Annotated in this window: 15 protein-coding genes and 1 pseudogene; 8 read left to right on the forward strand and 8 right to left on the reverse strand. The window is 43.8% G+C overall.

What is annotated here, in order from left to right:
- Positions 1 to 1,009 precede the first annotated feature (1,009 nt).
- From GVY04_12955 to GVY04_12970, 4 genes and pseudogenes are all read left to right on the forward strand, one after another.
- On the forward strand, positions 1,010 to 1,249 hold the full coding sequence (locus GVY04_12955; GenBank protein ID NBD17009.1) for a hypothetical protein: 240 nt from the start codon (positions 1,010 to 1,012) through the stop codon (positions 1,247 to 1,249).
- 51 nt (positions 1,250 to 1,300) lie between these two features.
- Positions 1,301 to 1,486 carry a hypothetical protein gene (locus GVY04_12960; GenBank protein ID NBD17010.1) on the forward strand — a complete coding sequence of 62 codons (186 nt, stop codon included), beginning with the start codon at positions 1,301 to 1,303 and terminating at the stop codon, positions 1,484 to 1,486.
- Positions 1,487 to 1,654: 168 nt separating this feature from the next.
- Positions 1,655 to 1,858 (forward strand): hypothetical protein, encoded by a 204-nt coding sequence (locus GVY04_12965; protein NBD17011.1) that lies wholly within the window; start codon positions 1,655 to 1,657, stop codon positions 1,856 to 1,858.
- Positions 1,833 to 2,163, forward strand: a pseudogene (locus GVY04_12970) (type II toxin-antitoxin system PemK/MazF family toxin). Before GVY04_12965 ends, GVY04_12970 begins: the two are co-directional and overlap by 26 nt.
- A gap of 264 nt (positions 2,164 to 2,427) precedes the next feature.
- Here GVY04_12970 and GVY04_12975 read toward each other — a convergent pair.
- Positions 2,428 to 3,216 carry a hypothetical protein gene (locus GVY04_12975; protein NBD17012.1) on the reverse strand — a complete coding sequence of 263 codons (789 nt, stop codon included), beginning with the start codon at positions 3,214 to 3,216 and terminating at the stop codon, positions 2,428 to 2,430.
- A gap of 313 nt (positions 3,217 to 3,529) precedes the next feature.
- Between GVY04_12975 and mutS the strand changes: the two genes are divergently transcribed.
- Positions 3,530 to 6,148 carry a DNA mismatch repair protein MutS gene (gene mutS / locus GVY04_12980; GenBank protein NBD17013.1) on the forward strand — a complete coding sequence of 873 codons (2,619 nt, stop codon included), beginning with the start codon at positions 3,530 to 3,532 and terminating at the stop codon, positions 6,146 to 6,148.
- Positions 6,149 to 6,236: 88 nt separating this feature from the next.
- Here mutS and GVY04_12985 read toward each other — a convergent pair whose 3' ends face one another.
- The 6 genes from GVY04_12985 to GVY04_13010 form a co-directional block, all read right to left on the reverse strand.
- Entirely contained in the window at positions 6,237 to 6,803 is a 567-nt protein-coding gene (locus GVY04_12985; protein ID NBD17014.1) for a 6,7-dimethyl-8-ribityllumazine synthase, read from the reverse strand.
- Between the two features lie 232 nt (positions 6,804 to 7,035).
- Positions 7,036 to 7,224 carry a photosystem II reaction center protein PsbZ gene (psbZ, locus tag GVY04_12990; protein NBD17015.1) on the reverse strand — a complete coding sequence of 63 codons (189 nt, stop codon included), beginning with the start codon at positions 7,222 to 7,224 and terminating at the stop codon, positions 7,036 to 7,038.
- Positions 7,225 to 7,380: 156 nt separating this feature from the next.
- The gene (gene glpX / locus GVY04_12995; protein ID NBD17016.1) at positions 7,381 to 8,421 is read right to left on the reverse strand and encodes a class II fructose-bisphosphatase; all 1,041 of its coding nucleotides are present in this window, start codon (positions 8,419 to 8,421) and stop codon (positions 7,381 to 7,383) included.
- 83 nt (positions 8,422 to 8,504) lie between these two features.
- Entirely contained in the window at positions 8,505 to 9,767 is a 1,263-nt protein-coding gene (locus GVY04_13000) for a glutamate-5-semialdehyde dehydrogenase (protein NBD17017.1), read from the reverse strand.
- Positions 9,768 to 9,775: 8 nt separating this feature from the next.
- Positions 9,776 to 10,186: a hypothetical protein gene (locus GVY04_13005; GenBank protein NBD17018.1), complete on the reverse strand. Its 411-nt coding sequence runs from the start codon at positions 10,184 to 10,186 to the stop codon at positions 9,776 to 9,778.
- Positions 10,187 to 10,646: 460 nt separating this feature from the next.
- A complete protein-coding gene (locus GVY04_13010) occupies positions 10,647 to 11,789 on the reverse strand; it encodes a metallophosphoesterase (GenBank protein NBD17019.1) in 1,143 nt (380 codons plus the stop codon).
- 141 nt (positions 11,790 to 11,930) lie between these two features.
- Between GVY04_13010 and GVY04_13015 the strand changes: the two genes are divergently transcribed.
- Positions 11,931 to 12,626, forward strand: a complete 696-nt coding sequence (locus GVY04_13015; GenBank protein NBD17020.1) for a glutathione S-transferase — start codon at positions 11,931 to 11,933, stop codon at positions 12,624 to 12,626.
- A 14-nt stretch (positions 12,627 to 12,640) separates the two neighbouring features.
- Here GVY04_13015 and GVY04_13020 read toward each other — a convergent pair whose 3' ends face one another.
- Positions 12,641 to 13,207 (reverse strand): Uma2 family endonuclease, encoded by a 567-nt coding sequence (locus tag GVY04_13020; protein ID NBD17021.1) that lies wholly within the window; start codon positions 13,205 to 13,207, stop codon positions 12,641 to 12,643.
- A gap of 141 nt (positions 13,208 to 13,348) precedes the next feature.
- On the opposite strand from GVY04_13020, the gene GVY04_13025 reads away from it, so the two are divergent.
- Together GVY04_13025 and GVY04_13030 are read left to right on the forward strand one after the other, a co-directional pair.
- Positions 13,349 to 15,394, forward strand: coding sequence for a prolyl oligopeptidase family serine peptidase (locus tag GVY04_13025; GenBank protein ID NBD17022.1), 2,046 nt, complete (start codon positions 13,349 to 13,351; stop codon positions 15,392 to 15,394).
- Between the two features lie 126 nt (positions 15,395 to 15,520).
- Positions 15,521 to 15,629 (forward strand): transposase (locus GVY04_13030; protein ID NBD17023.1); only part of this gene is annotated, 109 nt, incomplete at its 3' end.

The following is a 15,629-nucleotide window of genomic DNA, read 5'->3' on the forward strand; positions in this document are numbered from 1 at the left end:
ATGCTGGCTTCGACAGATTTCAAGAAGCTGATTTAACTCTTCATAACTAATCCCCAGTAAACGTTTAACTTGCTTTGGATTTTTTTGAATGTAACTCCAAGTATATTTCATCGCACACCACACAAATTTTGTTTCAATCTTACCATGTTATTGCTATTATGGAGATGTCTAATACCCCGAAAGGTTCTTGATATCATGCTAGATAGGGTAAATATACGGAAAGTTTCTGCTTGTTATTCCGCAAAGGGTGGGTATCCAGAAAGTTTCCGTATAATAATATAGTTATGGCAATTTGCCACGGGGTGAGTTCAAATATGTTTAGAGGTCAGGGTCTTGCAAAGCCCCGGGTTAAGTCTTTGGTTGGAGCATTGGCTGTTATGGTCTTGGCTATTCTCGGATCACAGACCTCCCCAATGCTCGGTTATGTTTTCGCGTTCTCAGCACTCGTAATGATCATTGTCGTAATGCTCACGGATTCTATCTGGCCAACACAGTCGAGAAAGGAAAACTCACTCGTATTCTCATTATTTTGGGGGTTAATGATAGGAGTTATCGCTCCCCATCTCGTCACCACTTTTTTGGAAGGTGGAGCGTCTGCGGTTTATGAAATTTTTACGTCAGAGCCATAACCAGGCGGTCAACCGGACGCCAAAAGCGTACCGCTTTTGGTTCCCTGCGCTGCGCTACGGCGCCGGTTACCTCAGCGTTAGTCATACTGCAGTCGTCTAGATAAGGCGCGATCGTAGTAGTGCAGAGCGCGATCGCACAAGTTCAAAGCAAGCCTTTGAAGAAAATGATAGATTAGTCTATGTAAGCAGTAGTAAGGAGTCACCATTATTCCTACTTTCCAACAGAAGACTCAGTGCTTTGTTTTGTGCTGTTGGTTTACGAAACTTTACTTGTCTATCAATCTTGTTCGCATAGATGAACGTAGTGGAAATGTCTTCTTCTTAGCTGGTGAGGAAAATATCATTGAAATCTATCCTAATGGCAGATGGAGGTATGTGCAATGAATCAACCTAACTTTCAAGCAATGAGTCAAAAAGAACTACAAGCATATGTTTTGTCTCATCGTAATGATGAAGAAGCCTTTCATGCTTATATAGACAAGTTACATAGGGAAGCAAATTGGGTTGAAATGCCTCCGCTACAATCTTTGGAGGACTTGGAAAACTATCCTGAGTTTATTGAGCATATTCACAGTCGTTCAAAACTAGGAGATAGTCCATTAGAAGATGATAAAATTTGAGTGAAAGGTGACAGAAACAACCCGCCTCCCTGCCCCAAATGTGGCAAAAATATGGTTTTGAGAACATCAAAAAAAGGATATTACAAAGGGAAACAGTTCTGGGGATGCGGTGACTATCCGAATTGTCGGGCTATTGTGAATATAGAGAATGATAAAGAATGTGCCGAAGATCAGACCATAAAATTTGAAAAAGCTTTCAATGCGTTTTTGAACAAACACAATATAACCCGGCACTGAACTCGGACGCAAAAGGAGCCAATGCTTCTTGGTTAGTGATCGCGCCCTGTGAATCAGTGGCTCAATCTCATGTGTCTTGCTATTTCTGATTTCCCAATCAACTTAGAATTTTGTGTGTTGTAGTATTTTAATAGGTAAAAAGCGATCTATAAGCTACCAGTTGAAGCAATGAGTGAAGCAGTTGTAACACTTATTAGACAGTTCAAAAAACTTTTAGCCAGCGAAAGATCTGAGTTCCTTGCAGCCAGCCTGAATCCGAATGGAGACTATGGCAACTGGAGTAATGATGATGCAGTCTTGCTTGCTGCTCAATCGTTTGCCCGTCTAGATGCAGAAGAGGAGGCGGATGGGAAATCCGAAGCCAGTTCGTAGTGAGGTCTGGCTCATTGATTTTGGGATAGCCGCGAAAGTGCGACCCGCTCTTGTTGTGAGTAAACCTTATGGAGATGAGGATCGGGCTTTGATTGCTGTAGTTCCTCATACGACCAGTATCAGAGGATCCAAATATGAGATCCAAGTCAGCATCCTCAGCATCCCCTTTCTAAACAAAAGGGGCCTTCCTACTTCAGGATGTTGTAACTGTTCCGCCACCATATTTTGTGAAAAAGCTTGGAATGCTATCGGATTCACAGATGGAATTAATTGAAAACGGGCTGAGAGATTGGCTCTCTCTTTAAATAAATAGTGAATATTTGAGCGCGATCATTATCTATCAGAGTTTTGGATCACTCTCTAACCAGGCGTTGCCGGCGGATGCGTAGGCTCATACGTCGGCGTTCTAGGAGATTGTGTTCGTAGAGGAGAAGAAATTGCAAGTGCTGTGCTACAGGCAAGGGATTAATTAGAACTTGCCAAATTAATGACAGTCGAGATGAAGTGAATGTAGCATCAAACAATATCTCTGCTTGAACAATGTGGCGATTACGGAGATTAGCAGTTAACTAAACATCTTCTATATCGAAATCTTCCCTTTTTTCTAGCAGCAAAAAAGCTTCGTTTGCGCTTTGCACCAACCGTTGTCGATAAATCATCTGTTCTGAATCATCCTCTAAGAAAACGAAGACCAGAGAAGTCTCTTGGGAGTTTTGGGAATTGTCAGGGTCACCAATCAAAAAAAAATTAATAGATTTCGCACAATGAGAATTAACATTCCTCGCCATTGCTGGGAGTGCAAAAGTTTCAATCTTGCCCTCAATCAGTTTGGTGACGATCCTTTTCAAGCCAGTTAACTCCGGAAAAGGTTTACCAACGGGTTGACCCACTTGGAGCGTATCCGGGTCATCACAGTAATTGTATCCTCCAGGAGAAATTGATTGTACGTTCAGCTCCTGATCAATAACAATGTATTCAATTGCTTTGGCTTTCAGGAATTTTTGCATTAAAGCAAAGGAGGGCATCATCCTTACTGATGGTGATTTTTCAGCTTGCGACAAAGGCTTTAAGCGATAGCCAAAATTATCAACCATTTCAACAATCTCTTCATCAATCTGTGCCTTTTTTAAGGCTTGTTTCAATTGTTTAATATGGGGGGTTACTGTGCTGTGAGTTGGGGGTTGGTCAAGATTTTCTCTAATCTGATCAACGATCAACTCATAACTGAGGACATGACGCGGATACCTAAGAAATAAGACCAGTAATTGATATTCTTGTGGCATTAAAGCAATTTCTTGGCTGTCGTAAGTGACAATATAGAACTGTGTATCAATCGATATTTTGCTATAGGTCAGCATAATTCTCATATGTGATTTAAAAAATATATATAAGTGATTGGAATTATATCGGTTTTTACTTAAAAACACAAGTCATTCAAACCAGCTATTCCAAAAATCCCTTACGAGATTACGAAAAGTAGATTGTGCGTAGTAGCCGATCAATTTTGTCTTAAGAGATGAGTGTCTCCCTTGTCTTCCTAATCTCGTCTGTTTTACTTCGACTCAACAGGTTAAGATTCACCGACTCGTCGTTCATTTGATTTCTGAAGGAGCGATAACAGATAATGGTAGACCTAAGGAATAGGGCAGATATTAGTAACGATAGGAACTTATGCAGAAGTCTTCCGGAAAAGCGACCCCCGCTTACATGAAAAACGCGGATTATCACCAGCTTGATCGCGCGCAATTGACCCCCATGATGCAACACTATATTGAGGTAAAAGAGCAATATCCCAATGCGTTGCTGTTGTATCGAGTGGGCGATTTCTTTGAATGCTTTTTTCAAGATGCGGTAACCGTTGCGCAACTGCTAGAACTAGTTTTAACTAGTAAAGAAGGGGGAAAAGAAATTGGTCGCGTTCCGATGACCGGTGTTCCCCATCATGCACTGGATCGTTATACAGCACTGTTAGTGGAAAAAGGTTACGCGATCGCGGTGTGCGATCAAGTGGAAGATGCGGCTGAAGCGGCTGCGCAAAAGCGGATGGTAGAGAGGAAAATTACCAAACTCCTGACTCCTGGCACGCTGACGGAAGAGGGAATGCTACACGCGCGACGCAATAATTTCCTTGCAGCGTTAGTCTTTGCCGGAGAACATTGGGGCTTAGCCTATACTGATATTTCCACGGGAGAATTTTACACCGCCCAATCCCAAAACTTGGAAACCCTGAGTCTAGAACTCCTGCGACTTCATCCCTCCGAAATTCTTTTGCCCACTAACACGCCTGACATTGGCAGTATGTTACGCCCTGGAGAAAAATCGGATCAGATTCCAGAATTTCTGCCCGATACCTTCTGCTATACCCTACGCCCGCAAACGCAATTTCGCAGTGGGGAGGCACGGAACCAACTCTTAGAATACTTTCGCGTGCGTTCTCTTGAAGGCATGGGTTGTGAAAATCTCCCCCTTGGTGTTCGCGCAGCTGGCGGACTACTGTTTTATATTGAAGAAACCCAAAAAGCCCATCAAGTCCCGTTACAAACCCTCAAAACCTATACCCTCACCGATTATTTAATTCTCGACCAGCAAACCCGCCGTAACTTAGAAATTGTACAAACAGTGCGCGATGGGACGTATCATGGTTCCCTGCTTTGGGCACTTGATCGCACTTGTACGGCAATGGGCGGACGTGCCCTCCGGCGCTGGTTACTGCAGCCGCTACTTGATATTAATGGCATTACTGCCCGTCAAGATACGATCGCGGAACTAATCAAGCAAACGAGTCTTCGCAATGACTTGCGCCAACTCTTACGGCACATTTACGATTTGGAACGCCTCAGTGGAAGAGCAGGGGCAGGCACTGCCAATGCCAGAGATTTAAGAGGATTAGCAGAGTCATTAGTGCGCTTGACAGAACTTGCCACCTTAGCGCAGCAGGGAGAATCGCCATTTTTGCGGGCTTTGCAAGCCGTTCCTCCTGACTTACAAGCCCTTGGCGAAAAAATCTTAGCCTCTCTTGTCGAATCTCCGCCGCAACACCTGACAGAAGGGGGCTTAATTCGTCCCGGTGTGGATGAACAATTGGATCAAATGCAGGCAACATTCGCTGAGGATAAACAGTGGCTTGCCCATTTAGAAACGAGTGAACGGGAACGGACAGGGATTCAAAAGTTGAAAGTTGGGTATAATAAAACCTTTGGCTATTATCTCAGTATTCCTCGGAGCAAAGCCGATCTTGCCCCAGAAAACTATACCCGCAAGCAAACTCTCACTAACGAAGAACGGTATATCACCTCAGAACTGAAAGAACGGGAAACGCGCATTCTCACGGCAAAAGATGATTTGAACCGTCTCGAATACGAAATTTTTGCCGATTTACGAGCAGAAGTAGGGGAAAAAGCGCAACAAATTCGGGATATTTCCAGGGCTGTTGCCGCGATCGATGTTTTAGCGGGATTGGCTGACCTTGCCGTTTATATGGACTATTGTCGTCCCGAAATGGTGGAAGGACGCTGTTTAAGCATTCGCGAAGGCAGACATCCGGTTGTAGAAAAAATGCTGCCCACAGGCTTTTTTGTGCCAAATTCCACAGAAATGGGGTATGAAAAACAGCGAGACACCCCCGATTTAATTATTCTCACGGGTCCTAATGCTAGCGGTAAAAGTTGTTATCTGCGACAAGTGGGGTTAATCCAGTTAATGGCACAGATTGGCAGTTTTGTGCCAGCGCGATCGGCAAAGTTAGGCATCAGCGATCGCGTGTTTACCCGCGTTGGTGCTGTCGATGATCTCGCCACCGGACAATCGACATTCATGGTCGAGATGAATGAAACGGCCAACATTCTCAACCATGCCACCCCTAACTCACTGATTCTCCTTGATGAAATTGGACGGGGTACCGCTACCTTTGACGGACTTTCCATTGCGTGGGCAGTTGCCGAACATCTGGCGACGGTAGTCCAAGCCCGTACTCTTTTTGCCACACATTACCACGAATTAAACGAACTCGCTTCGATTCTCTCCAATGTCGCGAACTATCAAGTAACCGTGAAAGAAATGGAACATGAGATTATTTTCCTCCATCAAGTGCAGCCGGGAGGTGCAGATCGCTCGTATGGCATTGAAGCCGGACGCTTAGCGGGACTTCCAGCGAGTGTCATTTCTCGCGCTCAGCAAGTGATGGGGCAAATTGAAAAACACAGCAAAATTGCTTTGGGCTTACGCAAAGGCATTGGGAAAGAGATGAATCAGTCAGAAGTCAGTATCGACCAACTAGATATTTTTGAGTAGTATAGCGCTACGCAATCAGCAACAGGCCTCGGCCGAAGCCAATTGCCGAGGTTCAACCAGCCAAGTGACTTCTTCAGCAAGCCCTAATCTAGGAATACGTTTGTTCTTTGCTTTCTGATTGGGCAAATTGCTGGTCATTAGAGTGGGGTAACGCTTGCGTTTGCTGATAGGTTTGCTTCCCTTGCACTTGCTGCATCAAACTCCCCATTTCTAAGGCATTGAGGGCATAATTCCAACCTAAATTACTCTTAATGCCTGCCCGTTCCAGGGCTTGTTGCATATTTTCTGCGGTAATAACGCCAAAAACAACCGGCACTCCCGTTTGGAAACTGGTTGCAGCAATCCCTTTCGCTGCTTCACTGGCAACATAATCAAAATGAGCCGTTTGTCCTCGAATCACTGCCCCTAAACAAATAATGGCATTATATTCTCCGGTTAATGCCATTTGCCGCGCCATCATCGGTAGTTCAAAACTGCCGGGAACCCAAACATAATCAACCTGGGTACCATGAGGGTTTGTATCAACACCATGCCGTTTCAAACAATCTTGACACCCTGCCAACAATTTTTCTGTTACCAGGTCATTAAAACGCCCAATTATAATTGCCAAACGTAGGGAGGAACTATTTGCAAAGGTACCTTCAAAAACTGCCATAATTGAGTTACTTGTGATTTGTTTTTCGTTATTGGTCATTCGTCGTTGGTCATTGGTCATTGGTTCATAACCATGCCCTTGACTGGCTTTCTAAGCAGCCCTTGTCCCACTCACTCCATTGCCATTATCGTAACTTGGTAGTTACTCTTTCTGACAACAACTCCCCACCCAGACTGAGCGAGGAGTTGCTGTGAATATAATCAAGAGAAGCATTAGATCGGTAACAAGAAAATTAAACCACGAAAAAGTTTAAAATTCCGACTGCTACAACCAGGATCACCCACGCGCCAGATCCAACAAAAATAAGATTTTTAGATTGTTCCCAATTTTGCGGGGAAGCATAGGCAACGGGTACGCCAATTACCATCACAAAAGACAGAAATACTAATGCACCCAGCGCGAGTTGAAATAAAATAGTCATTTTCTTAATTCTCCCAAGACAGCAATTTATTAAACCTAAATTAAAAACAGGGGACAAGTGTACTAATTATTTTACATTTTATCAGTCAAGTCCCCAGATTTGGATGGTGTGAGGGTTATCGCTCTTAAAATTTACCCCTATCCTCCCATCTAAAATTTAGTGTAATTGGATCATTTTCGGCTGTTCAAACAAATGAACGGTATCGACAAAGCGTGCTGTCATCGACTGACTCGACACAACTAAAGATTGCGTCCGCGCACCACCGTGGAAGAAACGGACCCCTTCCATTAACGTACCGGGGGTAATCCCACAAGCAGCGAATAGAACCGTTTCTCCCCGTGCTAAGTCTTCAGCATCGTAAACCGCATCGGGATCATTAATTCCCATTGATTTGAGACGTTCGAGGTTGCTTTCTTTGCTTTCGCCAATTAAGCCCGTTTTGACGATATCTGGATCATAAATCAGTTGTCCTTGGAAATGACCGCCTAAGCAACGCATGGCAGCAGCAGAAATCACCCCTTCCGGTGCAGCGCCAATTCCCATCAAGGCATGAATGTTGGTCCCGACAAAAGCACAAGAGAGGGCTGCGGAAACGTCGCCATCCCCAATCAGACGGACTCTGGCACCTGCTTCCCGAATCTCTTTAATTAAACTTTCGTGGCGAGAGCGATCCATCACGACGACTACAAGTTCTTCCACAGATCGGTCAAGGCATTCTCCAATGATTTTGAGGTTTTCCGTTGCTGATTTGCGAATATCCACATGACCGCGTGCTGCTGGCGGGGCAGCGAGTTTTTTCATATAAAAGTCAGGGGCAGCAAACAGTCCGCCTTTTTCGGAAATGGCTAAAACCGCCATTGAGCCATTTTGACCTTTGGCGACAAGATTGGTTCCTTCGCAAGGGTCAACGGCAATATCAATTTCAATTAATTCATCAGGGTTACAGAAGTTTTTGGCATCGGGGCGCGTACAAATCCCCACTTCTTCACCAATGTAGAGCATGGGGGCGTCATCTCTTTCCCCTTCACCAATGACAATGCGACCCCGCATATTAATTTCGTTCATGCGTTCGCGCATGGCTTCAACAGCGAGATGATCTGCTTCATCTTTCAGTCCTTTCCCCATTAAACGGGATGAAGCGATCGCGGCTTGCTCGACCACTTCAATAATTTCTAAACCGAGTGTTTTTTCTAACAATGTTTTTCTCCCGTGCGTGCTAAAGCTGCGGTCTTGGTTCCTTCGTTTTTGAGTCTATCAGAAGTGGGGATCGCCGAAAAGTCTTAGTTCCCTTGCACCACTTGCTTAAATGTAGTCAGGCTCTCTAACCCGATTAATCCCCGTCGATAGCCTTTTTGATTGGACATCCCTAGAAAAATACTATCGCCATTAGCCGCATAGCGGAAGAAGCGCGGGGAGGCATTGATATAAACGAGGGCGCTATCAATGGTTTGGGCGAATTGACGGGTTTCCTGATACGATTGGCTAATGATACAGTCAGCGTGACCACTACTATGGCGGTTAATCCAGGTGATTGCCTGACTAACATTGTCCACCCAACGAAAGGCAACGATTTTGTCAATATAACTTTCTGACCACTCCTGTTCTTGCACTGGCGTCAAATATTGACCGTATTCTTCCAGTAGACTGGCTTCTCCTCGCAGGATAAATCCTTTTTCTTGCAAGCCATGAAAGAGATTAATCAAAATCGAGGCTTTGATGTTGCGATTAATTAAAACCTTTTCAATGGCATTAACTGGATCCGGTTCGCTAGCGTGACTATCGATAATAATGTCTTTCACTTTCTCGGCACTGCCACTGCTTGACCAATACAGATAACAATTGCCAATGGCAGTCCGTAAAATCGGGACATTAGCCGTTCTTGCTGTTTGTTGGACTAAGCTGGGGCGACCATAAGGAATAACTAACTTGGTATAGGGTTCTTGCTGTACTAACTCTTGTATGGAACAGCCTTGATCGGAGGGGAGGAGTTGAATCGTGTGAGGGGGAAGTTCTGTATCTTCTAAGGCTTGGTTGAGCGCATTTACAATTGCTTCGTTGGAATGACTGGCTTCGCTTCCCCCGCGTAAGACTAGGCTATTGCCCGTTTTGACACATAATCCCGCTGCGATCGCGCTGAGTTCGGGAAAGGCTTCATAAATCAGGGTAATCACACCCAAGGGCATGCGTTGGCAATAGGTTTGTGCCGGATCAAGGGGATAAGGGGCGTGGCTGACTTTTTGAATCGGATCCGCGATCGTCCCCAACCGCTCTAAAATTTTAATCGCGGTTTCGAGTCGTTGAGGAGTTAACTTGAGCCATTCCAAAATTAATGTCGGAATTGCCATTTCCCGACAAGTTTCTAAATCGAGAGTATTGGCTTCTAAAATTTCGTCAAAGGTTTCTTGCAGGGCGTGTGCCATCGCTTCTACTGCTTGGGAACGTTGGCTGCCTTGGGTGGTTGCAAGCTGTTCACTGGCTTGATGAGACTGTTTCACAACTATCTCAATCAAGTTGGAATTGCGATCATTATCGTCAGGTTTCATGCTCATCCCTAAGAACGCCAGTGGGTTAACCACACCATGAAGGCGGGTAATAATGCTAATAATAAAGCCAGTAATGCCCAAAAGAAAATCGTTACTTCAAAAGAAGACTGTAACGTTAAAGGCAACCATACAAGTAACAGGACAACAATGAGTCCTAAAGCAATGGGCAAATAAATCTCTCCAATCCGAGAATGAACCGCAAACCACCGTTGCCCATTCCAGCGCCAAGCGCGTTTATAAGGATAAGCACCGGAAAGTTGTTCTAATTCCTGATTGTTATCTTGAACGACAAAAATTTGTTGGCAGCGATCGCAGCCAAATGCTTCGGTTAGCATAATCGGCTTCAAATGTCCGGCTCGCCGACAAGGACAAGGGTATTCCGAGTCTAAGTCAATCTTTAAACCTTTGGAGACTGGCACGGCACTTTCTAGCTTACAATCTTGGGGTGGATTGCTGTCTCATTTTATCTTAGGAGTAAGGGGGGGTGAATTGCCACATCTGTTGGGGAAAGGTTACAAGATGTTTATTGATTGCACCTATTGCTTGAAGGAAAAGTTCAACAACAAAACAGACTTGATGAACCGCTGAATTGTCTTTGAAATAAACTCGCTGTCATGTCTGTGGAGCAAATATAATCTTGATTTGAACATATTTATTATTTTCTCAAGCCTTAAAGAGGGGAATTTACGGCTCATTGCAAACCTTTAGAGTAATCCAAGAAAATGATCATCCAGTAGCTATAGGCTGCTTAGGGAAATTTCAAGACATTATGGATGGTTTATTTGTTGCAGCACTCTTATTGCATTGATAAAACACCCTTTTTATTGTGAAAGACCCTCTTTCGCCGGGAAACATTAGATGACAGATTAGTTTTAGGGACTAGGGAGTGCAAAGTTCTTGACCCAGCCGCTGTTCACAAAATGCCTTTTCTGAAGCGGTTAAGTCTTCCGCTTCAATATCCCGACGCATTACCATGCCATTATGACCGGCTAGAAACCGCGGTAGTTGTTCGTATCCAATTAAATCTAGGGTTTCGAGGTTATAGGTGGCATAGGTCGTTTTTTCCAGAGAATCAAAGTCAATATCAACTACGGTAATTGTTTTTTGCGGAGAAAGATCACTATCAATCAATTGACGAGGTCCCGCCCCAATAATTCCAGTGTGTAATAACTGTAAGTCTCCCCGATGTCCCGGATAATAAGCATGATGATGTCCACTGATGTAAGTATGCACATCATATCTTTCTAGCATTGCTCTGAGATCGTCAGCATTTTGCATCACCTCTCCTGGACGATTGCGTCCTTGCGCCACGCCGTATAAGGGGAGATGTCCCAATAAAATTCGCATTTTTGCTTGTTGCGCTTCGGGACTGGCTAAGGCTTGTTCTACCCAAGCCAGCTTTTCTGGGGGAATGGAACTGGAAGACCCATCCCAAGTCAGGAAAAAGATATCATTGTGTTTAAACGTGTAATAAAAGGGAAAATCAGCGCGATCAATCAATTCTAAACCCGGATCATGGTCGGGATGATTCCAGTATTGAGAAGCTAAGTCTCGTTCTTGCTGAAACCGAAAATTGCCATTCTGATCCCTTGCACTCGACCCATCATGATTGCCAATGGTAAAGCCAAGGGGAAAATTTTGCTCTCGTAACGGACGGGCGACATGGTCATCAAAAGCATTCCACATCGCTTGAATTTGGGATGATGTTAAATCAGACTTTTGCCCAGCAACCATATCCCCGCCACACAGTACCAGATCCGGATGCCAATAGGGAATCAGCCCGATCCCTTGATCGACACTGGGAGGATAATCGGTTGCACCATAAACTGTATTCAAGTCACTAATCACAACCAATCGCACATCATGACGCGGTGGATTATAAAGATTGCCGGCTGCTTTAACAATTTGAGCCGTTTTTGGTGGAAGGTCAGCTGTTTTTTGCCCATCGACTCTTTCTGCACTGGCAGTCACAGTAACCAAAATTGTGGCGATTAGGAGAACGAAAAAACGAACCGGAGACATAATTAACGAATACTCCCAAGAAAGACAGCTTTAATATCTCACACCTCTTTCTGAGACACAAGATCAAGACAGAGAGAGAGTGCTAATCGATATGCTGAATGCTATGCTTAGCCTGTTCAGTGAAATGGTGCAAAAATTACAATGGCTGATACAGTTTTTCCCTCACGATGGTCTCCTCAACATCCTGATCAAATTCAGCTTTACTCTCTGGCAACCCCCAATGGTCAAAAAGTAGGCGTGATATTAGAAGAACTGGGTCTCCCTTACGAAGCCCATAAGATTGATATTGGCGCTGGCGATCAGTTTGATGAAGAGTACAAAAAGATTAATCCTAACTCTAAAATTCCTTCTCTAATTGACCCCAATGGACCAGAAGGAAAACCAATTACACTGATGGAATCGGGCGCAATCCTTTTATATTTGGCGAGAAAAACCGGTAAGTTTCTCCCTGATGATCCCCTTTTAGAATGGGAAACCATACAATGGCTATTTTTCCAAATGGCAAGTGTTGGACCAATGTTTGGACAGTTTGGTCACTTCTATAAATTTGCTCGCGATAAAACCACTGATGACTATGGCGTTAAGCGTTATGCCAATGAAACCAAACGTCTTTTAGGTGTTCTTAATACCCGTTTGGAAGGTCGCCAATATCTCGTGGGAGAACAATATACCATTGCCGATATAGCAACGCTTCCTTGGATCAATGCTTTAGATTTTTATCAGGGAAAAGACGATCTCGAATATCATACTTTTACGAATATTCAGCCCTGGGTTGACCGCTGCATGGAACGTCCAGCGGTACAAAGAGGCATTAAAGTTTGTGGTTTTGATTCTTAGATCTAACCAATACTTTAGACACTAGCATCTTCATAAAGTGCTGCAAATGTGGCTTGAAAGTTAATGCTGGCAAAATGAAAGGTGTTTTGGTTTGGGGTATAAAACTGAAATATCCACAATTGTTGTTCTGTGCGACGGTAACACTCCACCCGTTGCTGTTTAGTGCTGACTAAAACATATTCTTCTAGAGTGGGGAGGGTTTGATAATCAATGAATTTATCCCCTCTGTCGAAGGCTTCAGTAGAATCAGAGAGAACTTCAACAACTAGCTTAGGATAGGATTTATAAGTGGTCGTTTCTGCATCTTGGGGGTCACAAGTAACCATAAGGTCAGGATAGTAAAAACAGTTGCATTCTTCCAACCTTGCTTTAACATCCGAAAAGTAAACGCGACAGTCTGATCCCCGTATGTGAGTGCGAATCAGAGTGTAAAGGTTTCCCACAATCAGGTTATGGCTGTCCGTTGTCCCCGCCATAGCATAGGCTTTCCCGTTACAATATTCGTGTTTGATCGGGCTAGCCCTTTCCAGTTCAAGGTATTGGTCAGGAGTAAGGTAAGTGAAATGTGGGGTGGCGATCATGGGCTATGTCTTCTGATTGGGTGACGTTGACTGAAGAGTAGTGCTGCGATCGCTGCCGTATTCTCTTTAGAATTAATCATTTACTGTTAACTATTGTAGTTTAAATTTTAGAAAAATAGCGTAACTTACAAATTTTCAATAATGATGTCTTTTAATTATCCCAAAACTCCACAAGTTGAACAAACTGATTATTATCATGGTATTGCTGTTCAAGATCCTTATCGTTGGTTAGAAGATCCAGATTCGGAAGAAACAAAAGCTTGGATCGAAGCACAAAATCAAGTGACTTTTAGCTTTTTAGAACAAATTTCAGAACGAGAAACCATTAAAGAACGCTTGACGAAGTTATGGGATTATGAAAAATATGGAATTCCCATTAAAAAAGGAGAACGTTATTTTTATTTCAAAAATGATGGCTTACAAAATCAAAGTGTTCTCTACACGCTCAATGAATTAGAAGAGGAACCAAGAGTTCTCCTTGATCCCAATCAATTTTCTGAAGATGGAACGATCGCGCTCTCTGGAATAGCCATTAGCGAGAATGGACAATTTCTAGCCTATGGTATTTCTAAATCGGGATCAGACTGGCAAGAATGGCAAGTGCGAAATGTAGAAACCGGAGATGATTTTTCCGATCATTTAGAGTGGATTAAATTTTCTGGGGCAACTTGGACAAAAGACAACGAAGGCTTTTTCTATAGTCGCTACGATGCCCCCCCAGAAGGCAAACAATTAGAAGAAGCAAATTATTACCAGAAGCTCTATTATCATCGCCTCGGCACTGAACAAAGCGAAGATATTTTAATCTATGAACGTCCCAATCAAAAAGAATGGATGTTTGATGCCGATGTTACAGAAGATGGCAAATATTTGATTATTTCCGTTAGCCAAGGCACAGATCCCAAAAACTTGGTCTTTTATCAAGACTTACAAGATCCACAAGGGGAAGTGAAAGAACTGATTTCTGGTTTTGTTGCGAGTTTTAGCTTTATTGAATATGAAAGTTCACTCTTTTGGTTTCGCACGGATGATCAAGCGCCAAAAGGACGGTTGATTGGCATTGATATTAATCAGCCAGACCCAGAAAAATGGCAAGAAATTATTCCAGAAACGGAAAATACATTAGAAGGAGTTAGTGTTTTAAATTATCAATTTATTGTCGATTACTTACAAAACGCGCGATCGCGCTTACAAATTCATGCCCTCGATGGCACGTACATTCAAGACATTGAATTGCCCGGTATTGGTTCTGTGGGGGGATTTAACGGGAAACGGGATGATACGGAAACCTTTTATGCTTACACCAGTTTCACCACGCCCACAACGATCTATCGCTACAACCTAGAAACGGGAGAAAGTACTCTTTTCCGTCAACCGACTGTTAGTTTTAACCCCGATAACTACGAAACCCGCCAAGTCTTTTATCGCAGCAAGGATGGGACACAAGTTCCCATGTTTATTACCCATAAAAAAGGCTTATTATTGGATGGGAATAATCCAACGGTGCTTTACGGCTACGGTGGTTTTAATATTGCCTTGACCCCAAGCTTTTCTGTGAGTCGTTTAGTATGGATGGAAATGGGCGGTGTTTATGCGGTTCCCAATTTGCGCGGCGGCGGAGAATATGGAGAAGCATGGCATCAAGCGGGAACCAAACTGGATAAACAAAATGTCTTTGATGACTTTATTGCTGCTGCCGAATGGTTAATTGAGCATCGCTATACGTCTCCTCAAAAATTAGCCATTTCTGGCGGAAGTAATGGCGGCTTACTGGTTGGGGCTTGTATGACCCAACGTCCTGATCTCTTTGGGGCAGCTTTACCCGCAGTTGGGGTGATGGATATGCTCCGCTTCCACAAATTTACCATTGGCTGGGCCTGGTGTTCTGATTATGGTTCCCCGGATCATCAAGAAGAATTTGAGGCTCTCTATGACTATTCTCCCCTGCATAATCTCAAATCAGGAACGGTTTATCCCTCGACTTTAATTACCACTGCCGATCATGACGATCGCGTTGTTCCCGCCCATAGCTTTAAATTCGCTGCCGCGTTACAAGCTGCCCACGCTGGGGATAATCCGGTTCTCATTCGCATTGAAACCAAAGCGGGACATGGGGCGGGAAAACCCACGAGCAAACGCATTGAAGAAGTGAGCGATCAACTGGGCTTTTTAACGGCTGTTTTATAGGAATCGCCGTAAAACCAACGTGCTTTAGCCGTTGGATCTAAGGCCCGGAGCAAAGCGTGAGGATGAGTCGAAGACGAACAAACTTTTAACGTGCTAAGATAAGTTTAGTCACCCACTAGAGCATAAATGTTGGTTTTAGAGTACAAAATTAGAGCCAAGCAAAAGCAGTTGTCTGCCATAGATGAGGCGATCCGTACCATGCAATTTGTGCGGAACAAGTGCCTTCGCTATTGGG

This window comes from Cyanobacteria bacterium GSL.Bin1, assembly GCA_009909085.1.
Classification (GTDB): Bacteria; Cyanobacteriota; Cyanobacteriia; order Cyanobacteriales; family Rubidibacteraceae; genus Halothece.